Origin of the sequence: Paenibacillus hodogayensis (assembly GCF_039536325.1) — a bacterium.
Lineage (GTDB): Bacteria > Bacillota > Bacilli > Paenibacillales > NBRC-103111 > Paenibacillus_AB > Paenibacillus_AB hodogayensis.
On the sequence record NZ_BAAAYO010000011.1, the window covers coordinates 112,921 to 126,997 of the forward strand.

Annotated in this window: 8 protein-coding genes and 11 tRNA genes; 1 reads left to right on the plus strand and 18 read right to left on the minus strand. The window is 54.4% G+C overall.

Annotation, left to right across the window (positions count from 1 at the left end):
* Nucleotides 1–57 precede the first annotated feature (57 nt).
* From glmS to ABD796_RS25160, 11 genes are all read right to left on the minus strand, one after another.
* Complete coding sequence (gene glmS, locus ABD796_RS25110) at nucleotides 58–1,887, minus strand: glutamine--fructose-6-phosphate transaminase (isomerizing) (RefSeq protein ID WP_344913159.1); 1,830 nt, start codon at nucleotides 1,885–1,887, stop codon at nucleotides 58–60.
* Between the two features lie 547 nt (nucleotides 1,888–2,434).
* A complete protein-coding gene (gene glmM, locus ABD796_RS25115; protein ID WP_344913161.1) occupies nucleotides 2,435–3,778 on the minus strand; it encodes a phosphoglucosamine mutase in 1,344 nt (447 codons plus the stop codon).
* 49 nt (nucleotides 3,779–3,827) lie between these two features.
* Nucleotides 3,828–5,114, minus strand: coding sequence for a CdaR family protein (locus ABD796_RS25120; protein WP_344913163.1), 1,287 nt, complete (start codon nucleotides 5,112–5,114; stop codon nucleotides 3,828–3,830).
* Nucleotides 5,104–5,925 (minus strand): diadenylate cyclase CdaA, encoded by an 822-nt coding sequence (gene cdaA, locus ABD796_RS25125; protein ID WP_344913165.1) that lies wholly within the window; start codon nucleotides 5,923–5,925, stop codon nucleotides 5,104–5,106. The genes ABD796_RS25120 and cdaA overlap by 11 nt, the downstream gene beginning before the upstream one ends.
* A 265-nt stretch (nucleotides 5,926–6,190) precedes the next feature.
* Nucleotides 6,191–6,796 carry a zf-HC2 domain-containing protein gene (locus tag ABD796_RS25130; RefSeq protein WP_344913167.1) on the minus strand — a complete coding sequence of 202 codons (606 nt, stop codon included), beginning with the start codon at nucleotides 6,794–6,796 and terminating at the stop codon, nucleotides 6,191–6,193.
* Nucleotides 6,797–6,889: 93 nt separating this feature from the next.
* The gene (gene sigW, locus ABD796_RS25135) at nucleotides 6,890–7,462 is read right to left on the minus strand and encodes an RNA polymerase sigma factor SigW (RefSeq protein WP_344913169.1); all 573 of its coding nucleotides are present in this window, start codon (nucleotides 7,460–7,462) and stop codon (nucleotides 6,890–6,892) included.
* 274 nt (nucleotides 7,463–7,736) lie between these two features.
* Nucleotides 7,737–10,529 carry a phosphoenolpyruvate carboxylase gene (gene ppc / locus ABD796_RS25140; protein WP_344913171.1) on the minus strand — a complete coding sequence of 931 codons (2,793 nt, stop codon included), beginning with the start codon at nucleotides 10,527–10,529 and terminating at the stop codon, nucleotides 7,737–7,739.
* Between the two features lie 321 nt (nucleotides 10,530–10,850).
* Nucleotides 10,851–10,921, minus strand: a tRNA-Gly gene (locus ABD796_RS25145).
* A gap of 8 nt (nucleotides 10,922–10,929) precedes the next feature.
* Nucleotides 10,930–11,006 (minus strand) — tRNA-Pro (locus tag ABD796_RS25150).
* Nucleotides 11,007–11,021: 15 nt separating this feature from the next.
* A tRNA-Arg gene (locus ABD796_RS25155) sits at nucleotides 11,022–11,098 on the minus strand.
* Between the two features lie 12 nt (nucleotides 11,099–11,110).
* Nucleotides 11,111–11,182 (minus strand) — tRNA-Gly (locus tag ABD796_RS25160).
* Between the two features lie 342 nt (nucleotides 11,183–11,524).
* Here ABD796_RS25160 and thrC point away from each other — a divergent pair.
* A complete protein-coding gene (gene thrC / locus ABD796_RS25165; protein ID WP_344913173.1) occupies nucleotides 11,525–12,913 on the plus strand; it encodes a threonine synthase in 1,389 nt (462 codons plus the stop codon).
* A 466-nt stretch (nucleotides 12,914–13,379) separates the two neighbouring features.
* On the opposite strand, the gene ABD796_RS25170 is transcribed toward thrC, so the two are convergent.
* The 7 genes from ABD796_RS25170 to ABD796_RS25200 all read right to left on the minus strand — a co-directional run bounded on the left by ABD796_RS25170 (nucleotide 13,380) and on the right by ABD796_RS25200 (nucleotide 14,017).
* A tRNA-Leu gene (locus tag ABD796_RS25170) sits at nucleotides 13,380–13,459 on the minus strand.
* Nucleotides 13,460–13,470: 11 nt separating this feature from the next.
* A tRNA-Lys gene (locus tag ABD796_RS25175) sits at nucleotides 13,471–13,543 on the minus strand.
* An 18-nt stretch (nucleotides 13,544–13,561) separates the two neighbouring features.
* A tRNA-Gln gene (locus tag ABD796_RS25180) sits at nucleotides 13,562–13,633 on the minus strand.
* 4 nt (nucleotides 13,634–13,637) lie between these two features.
* Nucleotides 13,638–13,713: transfer RNA gene (locus ABD796_RS25185), tRNA-Thr, on the minus strand.
* A 6-nt stretch (nucleotides 13,714–13,719) separates the two neighbouring features.
* Nucleotides 13,720–13,795 (minus strand) — tRNA-Val (locus ABD796_RS25190).
* A 54-nt stretch (nucleotides 13,796–13,849) separates the two neighbouring features.
* Nucleotides 13,850–13,921: transfer RNA gene (locus ABD796_RS25195), tRNA-Glu, on the minus strand.
* A gap of 23 nt (nucleotides 13,922–13,944) precedes the next feature.
* A tRNA-Thr gene (locus ABD796_RS25200) sits at nucleotides 13,945–14,017 on the minus strand.
* Between the last annotated feature and the right edge of the window lie 60 nt (nucleotides 14,018–14,077).

Here is a 14,077-nt window from a genome sequence, read left to right on the forward strand (position 1 = left end):
GGTTCCAGACTTCCTTTACTGGTTCCACACTTTTTTATTACCCAACACCACAACCCCTTACTCCACCGTCACCGACTTAGCCAAGTTCCGCGGCTTGTCGACGTCGTTGCCGCGCGCAAGCGAGGCGTAGTAAGCGAGCAGCTGAAGCGGGACAACCGACAGCGCCGGAGCAAGCAGCGGGAGGGTCCGCGGGATCTCGAACACCAGATCGACCGACTTGGCGATCTCGTGATTGCCTTCGAAAGCGATAGCGAACACTTGAGCCCCTCTGGCCTTGACTTCCTTAATATTGCTCACCGTCTTCTCGAGAAGCTGCTCCTGGGTCGCCAGAGCGATCACCGGAATGCCCTCCTCGATCAAAGCGAGCGTTCCGTGCTTCAACTCGCCGGCCGCATACGCCTCGGAATGAATATAAGAGATCTCTTTCAGCTTGAGCGAGCCTTCTTGGGCGACCGCATAGTCCGCTCCGCGGCCGATGAAGAACAGATCGTCATGCGTTGCAATCTGTTCGGCATATTGCTTAATCTCCTCGGCGTGCCCCAACAGCTGCTCCACCTGCTCCGGCAGCTTCTGAAGCGCTGCGATCGTCTCCTGAATGGCCGCCGCATCCTGCGTACCCAACGTCTGGGCCAGATGCAGGCCGAGCAAATAAAAAGCGATCAGCTGCGATGTATACGCTTTGGTCGAGGCCACGGCAATCTCCGGTCCCGCCCATGTCGTAATGACGTCATCCGCTTCGCGGGAAACGGAGCTCCCGACTACGTTTGTAATGGCTATGACACGGGCCCCATTGCGTTTCGCTTCTCTCAGCGCCGCTAGCGTATCGGCCGTCTCTCCCGATTGGCTGACGACAATGACAAGCGTATGGGCGGTAATGATCGGAGAACGGTACCGGTATTCCGAGGCCACATCGGTTTCCACCGGAATGCGCACCAACTGCTCGATGACCGATTTGCCGACCAAGCCAGCGTGGTAAGCCGTCCCGCAAGCGACAATATGAATGTTATGAATGTCCCAAATCTGCTGTGGAGTCAGCTTTACCTCGCTCAGCACGATGCGCTGTCCGGCTTCGTCGATCCGGCTGCCCATCGTATCGCGATACGCCTTCGGCTGTTCGTATATTTCCTTCAGCATAAAATGATCGAATCCGGCTTTTTCCGCGGTTGTCAGATCCCAATCGACATGAAACGTTTCCCGGGAAATAAAATTCCCTTCGATCGTCCGCAAATCGACACCGTTCCGGGTCAAAACCGCCATTTCGCCATCATTCAGAATGTACACGTCGCGCGTATACTCCAGAATGGCCGGAATATCCGAGCCGATGAAGTTCTCCCCGTCTCCGACGCCGATAATTAACGGGCTCGCCAGCCGGACCGCCACCAGTTTCTCCGGCTCGTATTCGGTCAGAACGCCAAGCGCGAATGCGCCGCTCATCTTCTTGACCGCCTGCTGCACCGCCGTTACGATATCGCCGTCGTACAGGTCGGCAATGAGGTGAGAGATCACCTCCGTATCCGTTTCCGAGACGAATACATGCCCCTTGGCCGTCAATTCTTCCTTCAAAGCCATATAGTTCTCGATAATGCCGTTATGCACGACCGAGAATTTCATCGAATTATCCGTATGCGGATGGGAATTGACGTCAGACGGCTTTCCGTGCGTCGCCCAGCGGGTGTGCCCGATGCCGATCGTACCGTCAAGCGGCTCCTGCTCCAGCCGCGACTCCAGCACGGCCAGACGCCCCTGCGCTTTGCGCACGACCAGGCCGCTTTCCGTAAAGACGGCCAAGCCCGCCGAATCGTACCCCCGGTACTCCAGCTTCTTCAAGCCCTCCAACAATATCCGCTGCGAACTCCGTTTTCCCACATATCCCACTATTCCGCACATATATTCCATACCTCCGTCAATTTTGGATTGAGTATGGACCTGCGCGTTCTTCTTCATGTAAACCCGGAGTTGCGCATGACAAAACAAACGTACGTGCGTACGATTTTTTTCGTGCCTATTCCGTTGTCAAAGAACACAGCAAGCCCACAGTCCTATAAAATCCGGCATCTTCGATCCGGTTATCGTCGCTTCTCGCATCGTGCGGTATGATTGGCAGCCCGGTTGCCCGAACCTTTTGCATATCCGCTTTCGGCCTGATGCAAGGCCGAGAGGTCCCCGCCGAATGTTTCGAACACCTCTACCTCGTCCACTCGCCTTGTCATGCGGCATGCCCTTTCCGTCCGGCAGCCGCTGCCGAGTGCTGGCGCTTCTCTTAACGAAACCCCTGCCCACCTTTCTGTTTCAGAGTGATAGTACCATCATATTCAAAAATGGAACTTCGTGCAACTTGCAAATTTCCCGATTTTCTGGCCGTAAACGTCAAAAATCCCCCGGATGCTTATCCGGAGGACCTATTTTGCGATACATAATGTATCAAAGGAATAGATTAGACCAGTTCGAGCTTCACAACATCGCAAATTTCCGCTACGTACGCTTCAACGACCGACTTGTCCGGACCTTCCGCCATGACGCGGACGAGCGATTCCGTCCCGGAAGGGCGAACCAGCACGCGGCCATTGCCGGCGAACCGCTCCTCCACCTCGCGAACGACGCTTTCGATTTTCGCATTGCCCTTCAGCTTGCTCTTGTCGGCGACGCGTACGTTAACCAATACTTGAGGGTATTTCTGCATCAGGTTTTTCAGCTCGCTCAGCTTCCGCCCGGACTGCACCAGGGTGCCCACCAGTTGCAGGGCGCTCAGAATGCCGTCTCCTGTCGTATTATAGTCGAGGAAGATAACATGACCGGACTGCTCTCCGCCGAGGTTGTAGCCGCCTTTGCGCATCTCCTCCATCACGTAGCGGTCGCCTACCGCCGTCTGCAGGGCGTTAATACCAAGCTGCTCCGCTCCCTTGAAGAAGCCCAGATTGGCCATGACCGTCGTTACGATCGTATCGCCCTTCAACGTTCCGGCCCGTTTCATCGCATCCCCGCATATGCTCAGGATGTAATCGCCGTCCACTTCCTCGCCCGTCTCGTCGATCGCGATCAACCGGTCCGCATCGCCGTCAAACGAAAGTCCCAGGTCGGCGCCGAGACGGACGACCTCTTCCTTCAGCTTCTCCGGGTGCGTCGAGCCGCAAAGGTCGTTGATGTTGCGCCCGTTCGGTTCGGCGCCGATCACATACACGTCCGCCCCAAGCTCGCGGAACACTTTGGGCGCCAGCTCATAAGCGGCTCCATGAGCGCAGTCGAGGACGACGCGCAGCCCTCCGAACGAATGGTTCACCGTCGTCTTGAGGAAATCGGCATAACGGAGCTTGGCTTCGACGTCGTCGCGAACCGATCCCAGCTCGCCTCCGACCGGGCGCGGCAAATCGTCCGTAGCGGCATCCAGCAGTCGTTCGATCTCCAGCTCCGTCTCGTCGAACAACTTGAAGCCGTCGCTGCCGAAAAACTTGATTCCGTTATCCTCGACCGGGTTATGCGAAGCGGATATCATAACCCCGGCGTCCGCTTCAGACGTTCGGGTCAAATAAGCGACCCCCGGCGTCGAAATAACTCCTAGTCGGACAACGTCGGCTCCGATGGACAACAAGCCCGCTACGAGCGCGGCCTCCAGCATCGGGCCGGATACGCGCGTATCCCGGCCGATCAGAATAACCGGTCTCTCCTTAGCATGCTGGGTCAATACGAATCCGCCGCAGCGGCCGATCTTGTAAGCAAGCTCGGGGGTAAGCTCCTTGTTGGCTACTCCACGAACCCCGTCTGTACCGAAATATTTCCCCATATGTCGATTCCCTCTCCTTTATCGTCCCCTGGCGCGATGAGTTGTGCGGTCAAGGCTGTTGTTTGGCTGGCGTCTGAACGGCCGACTGCGAGCCGGCCGTCGCAACGTCCTGCGATTTTGCGGTAATTTCCACTATAGCCTTCGTTTCGGTATCGATTTTTTTGACGAACTGCGGCAAGTTCACGTTCATATTGACCGTATGCTCGCCGGGCGGCAAGTTGCTGACGTCCACGATCACCTGCACATCCTGTGCCTTCAACTTCTGAAGCGTAGCCGGCGCGCCCTCCAGCGTGACGTTCAATGCGCCGTTTTGCGGGCTTTTGATGCGCGTGTCGAAGTTGGTGTTCTGGCCGATGATCGTGACCGGCACCTGCTCGAACGTCCGCTTGTCGGAAGCGACCACCTGCACCTTGACCTCAACCTTCGGAGGATCAACTACCGTGATGCGCGGCTTGAGCGGGATGTCCAGCGTATAGATCTGGTCCGCCTTCAAGCCGGATACGTCCACCTGCGGCCCTTCGTAAAAGTCCAGCGTATTCAGCAGTTCCTGCGGCCCGTACACGGTAATCTGATCCACGGTCGGCTGGAAAAGCGATATGCCGTACCCGGCGGCCGGTTCACCGACGACCTTCAGCTGCAGCGGCATTTTTTTGAACGGCTGTGTGATCGGCACTTCTACGTCCACCACGGTCGGATTGATCGATACCGCCAGCTCCTTGCCGTTCTTATCGAGCGCGACCAACTTGACTTGCTTGGTCACCGCGGATTGAGCGTTCTCGATATTGACGTCGGCCTTCACCGTGATCGCTTCGTCCATCAGGCCGCTCGGCACGGTAAGCAGAGCCCGGTTCGGCTTCGCTACCCCCTGGCCGGCCTTGAAGCCGTTGGCCGGATTGCCGATGACGTTGACTTGTACCGGCACTTCCTTCGTCTGCTTCTCTTCCAGCAAGACCTTGGCATAAGGCGGGAAAATCGATACTTTGACGCCGCTCGGAAAATCTTTGGCGACCAAGGATAGCGTATTTTCGCCAACCTTGGCGCCGAGCAGGTCGAGCACGATCTGATATTTATCGGTGGTGCTTAATTTTTTCAGCGCCGATTCCTTGCCCTCCAGACGGATCATTACCTCGGTCGGGTCCATGGAGGCGATATGAAACTTGCCTTCGTCGTAGATCGGCGTCACTTTCACATTATAGATCGTTTTTTCCTGATTCGTGGAAAAGCCGCTTCCCGTTGTGCCTTTATCGTCCAGATGGACGACGGCCCATAACAAAATGCCCAGCAGGAGCGCGATGACTTTCACTACATTCGGGTTGCGGAGCCACTTATCCATCATTCGTCTCGCCTCCCTTCCGCTTCCAGAAAGGCGTTTTTTCCTTGGCCTTCGTCTTCGGACGAAGCTCCTCGAACAGTTTGGAGACAAGCGACTCTTCCTTAATATCCCGCACGATCTGACCGTTGATCGCGAGCGACACTTGTCCGGTCTCCTCCGAGACGACGACGCAGATCGCATCACACACCTCGGTCATGCCGATGGCCGCCCGGTGGCGCGTCCCCAGCTCCTTGCTGATGAACGGGTTCTCCGATAAAGGCAAGTAACAGCCGGCCGCCATGATCTGGCTTTTGCGGATAATGACCGCGCCGTCATGCAGAGGGGTATTCGGTATAAAAATATTGATCAGCAGCTCCGACGTAATCTGCGCGCCGATCGGGATGCCCGACTCCAGATAATCGTTCAACCCGGTCTCCCTCTCGAATACGATGAGCGCGCCGATTTTCCGTTTGGCCAGGTGATTGACCGACTTCAGGATTTGCGAAATGCGGTTCGTCACGTCCTGCTCTTCGTCCGAGGATCCGCCTCTGAACAGCTTGCCTCGTCCAAGCTGTTCCAAAGCCCGCCGCAGCTCGGGCTGAAAAATAATAATGACGGCCAGAACGCCGAAAGTAAACATCTGGTTCATCATCCATTGCAGCGTGTTCAGGTTAAACCAGATGCTGAGCGCCCAAGCTAGCACGACAACGACAATGCCCTTCAGCAGCTGAATGGCCCGCGTTCCGCGCACAAGCAGGATCAGCTGGTATATAACGTAGCTGACAATGAGAATATCGATAATGTCCTTTATGCGGATTTCCGTCAAAAGTTCCATGCGTGTTCCCCTTTGGCCTGTCGGTGCACTCTCTGTCTCTAACTCAATCATACCATATTTCAAGCAAAAAACCTTCATTTGGCATGATGTTGGGAAGTCCGAATCTTTCTACGAAATCCGACAAATCAGAGGGGCCTTCCCCTGCGCCCGTCCGTGTCTCAAGTCCTTGAAAATAGAGCCTTCCGGCGCTTTCACACCGGCAAATGGACAAAAAAAAGTCCGCATGTCGGCGGCGAATCAAAACATTCGCTTGCGGCACCCGGACCTATTTGACGAATAAGGAGAAGATCTGGTTCACTTTAAACCATATCCATTCGACTGCCTGATTGACGCTTTTCACATCTCCGGAAATTTGCGCGGTCGAAGCGAGCGCATACTTGCCGTCGATCACGATCAGGTTGCCGTTGATCTTGCCTTTCACTTCGACCTCTCCGTTCTCGACAATCAGATTGCCTTGAACGATATGGCCTTCGGGAACGTATACCCGATTTCCTTTTACGACGACCTGCTCCAGGTCACCGTGAACGACAAGCTGCGTATCCTCGTTCCACATGCTCAGGAAGCTGCCCAGCATAACGAGAAAGAAAACGGCAGCGACGGTCGCCGCAGGATGCCGTCGGGGCCATTTCATCCACGCACTTCGTTTGGCTGGTGCAGGCAAGCCTTGCATAATCGCAAAAGTCGACAAATGACTTGGCGCATAGACCGGCTTCAGCGAGGATACGAGCGCCCCCGATTTCTCCAGCTTGGCAAAACGCGCCTGGCAGCTTGGGCAGCCCAGCAAATGCTTCTTCAGCTCGGCCGCTTCGGGACCTGTGACGTCTCCGTCCAGATAGTCGTGCATTAAAAGGATGGCTTCTTTGCAATTCATAATTCCGTGCCACTCCTTCCCTTGCGTACCCTTGCATAATCATTCGTAGTGTACAATACGTTGCACATCCGGTTTCGTTTCAACTTTGTTCCCTCACAACAGCGATTCTTTTTCCAGACGCTCGCGCAAATATTCCCGCCCGCGATGCACCCTCGTCTTGACCGTGGTGACCGGCATGTCCAGCACCTCGCTAATTTCCTGAAGCGACATATCGTGCAGATAACGCAAAATAACCGCCGACTTGTATTTCTCCGGCAAGGCGTCGATCGCTTTGCGCACCTGCTCCTGCGTCTCGGAAAGCAGCAATTCGCCCTCCGGCGTCCGGTCCCCGCTGGCCAGCATCGAGTACCAATCATTTCCTTCGCTGTCGTTTACTTCCGCATCCAGCGAATACGAAGCTTTGCGCTTGCGCAGCCGGTCGATGCACAGATTGGTGCCGATCCGGTAAATCCATGTCGAGAACTTCTGCATCTCGTCATACCGGTTCAAATTCGTATACACCCGCAAGAACGTTTCCTGTACAACGTCCTCAGCTTCCTGTACATTATGCAGCATCCGGTAAGCAAGGTGATAGATCTTATCTTTATACAGATCAACCAGTTCGCCGAACGCCCTTCGATCACCGTTGCGGGCAAGCTTGGCCAACCGCGTTTCCACAAAATTCACCGACATTCCTCCCATCGCGGCGCCATGCGACCTTACGAGTCGCATCAGCCCGTTAGCGCCGCCGCGGACGAGCGGGCGGACCCGCTTCGATACCAGAGGTACCGGAGCCTGGACGCCCATGAAGAGCCCATCTCTGCTAGTCCAGCCTGTGCTTTCCCCGATTCACGAACTCTTCTATAAGATTACATTTTTTTACGCAAAAAGTCGAGGACCGTTCCTTTTCCGGAACAGACCCTCGACTTTTCGTGGACCCTGTATAGTCACTGGCGTTCAATCAGCCGGTATTGCGCAGCCCGGCGGCGATGCCATTAATCGTAAGCAGCACTTCGCGCAACAGCTCTGCCCCGTCTCCGGAAGTCCCTTCCAGCGACCGCAGCTCGCTGAGCAACTGCACCTGCAAATAACTCAGCGGATCGACGTACGGGTTGCGCAGCTTGATCGATTCCTGAATAACCGACTGGTTGTCCAAAATTTCTTTCTGACCGGTAATTTGCAAAATCAGCTGCGACGTCAGCTCGTACTCGCTGCGGATTTGCTCGAAAATGCGCTGACCGGCCTCGGTATTTTTGGCCATCTGGGCATATTCCTGAGCGATCAGCATATCGGCTTTACCGAGCGCCATCTGCAAGTTGTCGATCGTCGAGCTGAAGAACGACCATGTTTCATACATTTGCTTCAGCTTGTTCAACCGGTCCGGATTGCCCTGCACATACGTTTGTAAGCCCGAGCCAGCCGCATACCATGCGGGTAGCAGGAAACGGCTTTGCGTCCAAGCGAATACCCAAGGGATGGCCCGCAGATCCTCGAACCGGTCGCTGCCTTTACGCTTGGCCGGACGGGAACCGATATTCAGTTCGCCCACTTCCGGCAGCGGAGTCGCTTCCTTGAAGAAATGATAGAAATCCGAATCGCGGAATATCAAATCCTGGTACTTCTTCTGCGACTCTTCGGAGATGGAACGCATGATCGTCTCAAACTCGGCTTCGTCCTTCGTATCCTGCGGGTTTTTCGCCAAGTAAGCGCTCTGGATCAAAGCCGAAGTCGCCTGCTCCAGACTGCGGTAGGCAATACCTTTAATCGCATAGCGGGACGAAAGTACCTCGCCCTGCTCTGTAATTTTGATGCCTCCGCCGATCGTCTCCGGCGGCTGGGCCAAAATGCTGCGGTTCAGCGGCATGCCTCCGCGTCCCAGCGCCCCGCCGCGGCCGTGGAAAAACTTCAGCTTCACCTGATGCCGCTTCGCCGCCTTCGTAATTTCCTTCAGCGCCACGCGCAGCTCCCAGTTGGCGGTAAGAACGCCGCCATCCTTGTTGCTGTCCGAATAGCCGAGCATAATTTCCTGAATGTTGTTGAAATCCGGAATGCTGTCCCGGTATGCGGGAATGTTAAATACCGTATCCATAATCTCAGGAGCCGCATGCAGATCGTCGATCGTTTCGAACAGCGGCGCCGGCTGCAGCGTGCAGCGAACGGAGCCGTCGGCTTCGCGGCGGTACAGGCCCACCTCTTTGCCAAGCACCATAACTTCCAGCAGGTCGCTGGCGCCCTGCGTCATGCTGATCAGGTAAGTCGTGATGCATTTCGGTCCAAACTCCGCCTGTGCCGCTTTAATCGCTTTGTACACATTGATAACTTCCATAGTGGATTCCGAGTATTCCATATAAGGCGACATCAGCGGACGCGGGTCGTTGAGCAGCCGGCTCAACAGTGCAATCTTATCTCCTTCGGAAAGCGCCGCGTAGTTGTCCGCTATATTCATTCTCGCCAAAATTTCGTTCATCGCGCTCTCATGCTCTTTGCTGTGCTGACGAACGTCCAAACCGGCCAGATGGAAGCCAAACAGCTCCACTTGACGGATCAGCTTGCGGATGTAGATGTCCGCCGTGTAGTCGGCAAAATGATTCCGCAGGCTGCGGTCGATCAGCCAAAGATCGGCAAGAAGCTCGTCCGGCGAATGGTATTTCGCATTCGCGTTTTTGCCGTGCGCCTGCGTATTGGCAACTTTCTCGACCATATACGTCAGCTTGATCCGGTACGGTTCTTTATCGTTGCGCCAAACGTCTTCCGACTTGAGGTGAATATGCTGCTTGTCCGTCTCGATCGATTCGAGCAGCTCCGGCGTGACGTTCACGATATTCGTGCTGAAGCTCAGGTGATTCATAAGCTGCATGAGCTGCTGCTCGTACTTCTGGAGAGCCAGTTGGCGATGCAGCGTCAGCGTCTCCCAAGTAATCTTGGCCGTCACCGACGGGTTGCCGTCGCGATCGCCGCCGATCCACGAGCCAAAACGCAGGAAGGACGGAACCGCCCAATCCGTATCCGGGTAATATTTGCGCAGGCAGCGCTCCAGCTCTTGATAAAGCTCCGGAAGCACGTCAAATAACGTCTCGTCGAAATAATACAAGCCGTTGCGCACTTCATCCAATACGGTCGGTTTACGGTCGCGCAGCTCGTCGGTCTGCCAGAGCGTAAGCACTTCGCTGACCAGCTTCTCGCGCAGCTGCTCGCGCTCCCGGTGAGTCAAGGATGGGTTATCCAGTTTCATCACATCTTCGGCGATACGCTGATGAATTTCCAGCACGACCCGGCGCGTAGCTTCCGTAGGGTGAGCCGTCATCACCAGTTCAAGGGAAATCGTTTGCAGAATCTCCTGCATCTGGTCGACAGGTACGTTAGCGTTCCGCAGCTCGGCTACAATGTTCTCAATCGAGTTGGGCTGGATGTTCTCGCCGGATGAACGATCATAGTCCCGCTTGCGGCGAATCCGGTGGTTCTGCTCGGCGATATTGACCAGTTGAAAATAAATCGCAAAAGCCCGGACGACATTGTGCCGATCTTCCGGACTTAGGGAACGGATCACGTTTTTAAACTCCTGCAAAAGCGCTGGATCCGACGAAGCCCTCAACGTCTTGCTCATTTCGCGGATTTGCTCCTCGAGATTAAGCAGTTCTTGGCCGCCTTGGTGAATCAGGACCTCCCCGAGAATATTTCCGAGAAAACGAACGTCTCTGCGCAGCAATTGATGGCTAGAGCTTCCTTGCGTAGTATCGATTGTAGTTTCGGTCATCATGTTTCCCTCCATCCTTAACACTTTCGACAAATTCCCCGTCGTTCCTGCTAGCCGCTAACAAAACGGACTAGAGGAGCGCCTTACGCTAACCCGGTACGGCTCGCCCGAACACACACCAAAAAAGACTTCCGAAGCCGCGCCTGCCAAAACGAGCGACGACCGAACGCCTTCCTTTATGAATGAACCCTGGGCAACATGTCCTTTCTATCTTATGCGGAAAAAGACCATAATTCAAGTGCAATAATAGGTATTTACCCATCGTCCGCCGTATAAAACAAAAAAAGCCTTGCTCCGAATAATCGGGCAATGCTCTCGAGAAGCGGGTGATGGGAATCGAACCCACGCTACCAGCTTGGAAGGCTGGAGTTCTACCATTGAACTACACCCGCATCAATAATGGTCGGGACGACACGATTTGAACATGCGACCCCCTGGTCCCAAACCAGGTGCTCTACCAAGCTGAGCTACGTCCCGTAAATAAGGTGAAAATGGCGCGCCCTGAGAGATTCGAACTCCCGGCCTTTTGATTCGTAGTCAAACGCTCTATCCAGCTGAGCTAAGGGCGCAAAAGGGTGAAAAGCGGACGACGAGATTCGAACTCGCGACCCTCGCCTTGGCAAGGCGATGCTCTACCACTGAGCCACGTCCGCATATGGTGTGCCGCGTCGTACTATTCTGGACCTCGACGCTGCGTTCATGATCATCCAAGAGGACTTCGTTTTAGTAATTCAATCCGTTTTGGCGACAAGGAATATCATATCAGGTTTCAATCACAAATGCAAATGTTTTTTCAAAAAAATAATTTAAAAATTATTTTGCTACATTTGCACCTTTTTTCGTCCTCGCGCAAACCTCCTCCTCATCCTTTTACGTCTTCAAGAGGCGCTCCTCATTAAGGCGGAAATGTATTATAATGAACATTGATGATTTACAGCCGAGCCGTTTTTCATTTCAAATAGATCATGATACCGCGGGAAGCGAAAGGAGCCTTTATGAGATATATCAGCACACGGGGACAAGTTCCCCCTATAGGGTTTATTGACGCCATTTTAATGGGCCTGGCCAACGACGGAGGGCTGCTCGTCCCCGAGCATATTCCTCAGGTATCGGAGGAAACGCTTAAACAATGGCAGCAGCTCAGTTATCCCGAGCTGGCCTTGGAAATTTTCGCTTTATATGTGGAGCAGGAAATTCCCCGCGAGGACTTGAAGAAGCTCGTAAACGACAGCTACTCCACATTCCGCCACGAGGAAGTGACGCCGGTGCGTCAGCTCGATGACAGCCGCTACGTGCTGGAGCTGTTCCATGGACCGACCTTCGCTTTTAAGGACGTGGCGTTGCAATTTTTGGGCAATCTGTACGCCTACGTTTCCAAACGAACCGATTCCATTATTCATATTCTGGGCGCTACATCAGGCGATACGGGAGCTTCGGCGATCGAGGGCGTACGCGGCAAAGACGGTATCCGGATCTGCATCCTGCATCCTCATCAGAAGGTGAGCAAGGTTCAGGAGCTGCAAATGACGACCGTCGATGACGCCAACGTGTTGAATCTGGCGGTGGAAGGCACCTTCGATGACTGCCAGCGGATCATCAAGGAGCTGTTCGCCGACGTGGAGTTCAAGCACAAATACCATTTGCGCGCAATCAATTCGATCAATATTGCCCGTATTCTCGCCCAGACGGTTTACTATTTCTACGCATACTTCCGGCTGGCAGAGAAAGGTCAAGCGGGGCAGGTCAGCTTTAGCGTGCCTACCGGCAATTTTGGCGACATCTTTGCGGGCTATTTGGCTAAAAAGATGGGACTGCCGATCCACAAGCTGATCCTGGCGACCAACGAGAACAATATTTTGGCCCGTTTCATTAAGGAAGGGGTTTACCAGCCCGGCGACTTCAAGGGGACGTACAGCCCGTCCATGGACATCCAGGTAGCCAGCAACTTTGAACGGTATTTGTTCTATTTGTACGGCGAACAAGCCGATACCGTCACGTCCTTGATGGCCCAGTTCAAGGCTGAGGGCCGCATTGCGATTGTGGGCGATGTGCTGAAGCAGGTGCAGGCCGATTTCGCCGCCTATAGCGTAGAGAATGAAGAATGCCTGAACACGATCAGCGACTACTATGAGAAGTACGACTATTTGCTGGACCCGCATACGTCTTGCGGAGCGGCAGCGTCCGACAAGCTGGCGCAGAGCGGCGAGACGGCGATCGTGCTATCCACAGCCCATCCGGCAAAATTCGACGAGGCCATCCGGCTGCGCGGGATCGGCCAGACTTATCCAGAGCCCATCCAAGCGCTGTTCGAGAAGCCGCAATTTCAAACCGTCGTCGGGGGAACCAACGAAGCGATTCAGAAGCAGCTCGAGGCATTCTTTTAAGCGAGCACTCTTTGTTAAGATACAACAACGGGGAACAGAAGGTGAGGGGCTGCTGTATACAGCGCCGTCATCTTGCTTGTTCCCCTTTTTCTCGTTCTCAGCTATGCTGTAACAAATACACACTTCTTACCGTCGCTAGATCCTTAAGCCACGAGTACGCCCAATGCACCCTCACTCCCCTGACGCCCGTCAGGGCTAATTACAGTCCGCAAGGTGGGGTGGTCTCTAAAACGTGAGAATGGGGCTTGTATTGCCGTTCTAGGCCTTCACAGGGGCTTGCCCCCTAGCTCGACGGATAAGAACCCATTCGATACGAACGATCAGCGGTAATTGACGCTGCGTTCAGGCTACTTCCACTCCATCGAATTTCCGTCCATCCCAGGTGATCCGGTTCTTAGTTGGGTAAGCCGTTCAAAATAAAAAACTTCAAGATCAGAGATCTTGAAGTTAAAGGTTGGATTTATGATGCGCGTGGAGGGACTTGAACCCCCACGGTCGCCCGCCAGATCCTAAGTCTGGTGCGTCTGCCAATTCCGCCACACGCGCTTCAGGGAATGTGAGCCATGTAGGATTCGAACCTACGACACCCTGATTAAAAGTCAGGTGCTCTACCAACTGAGCTAATGGCTCGCGTAAAAAAAGAAAATACTGGGGATCTAGGATTCGAACCTAGGAATGACGGAGTCAAAGTCCGTTGCCTTACCGCTTGGCTAATCCCCAATAATGGTGCCGCCGAGAGGACTTGAACCCCCAACCTACTGATTACAAGTCAGTTGCTCTACCAGTTGAGCTACAGCGGCTCATTATGGTGGACGCTGACGGGATCGAACCGCCGACCCTCTGCTTGTAAGGCAGATGCTCTCCCGGCTGAGCTAAGCGTCCGTATAAGTAATATGTCCACAATCGGCCAAACTATGTATAACCATATGAGAAAAATGACCCGTAGGGGATTCGAACCCCTGTTACCTCCGTGAAAGGGAGGTGTCTTAACCCCTTGACCAACGGGCCCTGTTACCGCAATAGGGCGGTTAAGCTTCCAACCGGAATCGAACCGGTGACCTCATCCTTACCATGGATGCACTCTACCTACTGAGCTATGGAAGCATGGCTCCCCGAACAGGACTCGAACCTGTGACAACTCGGTTAACAGCCGAGTGCTCTACC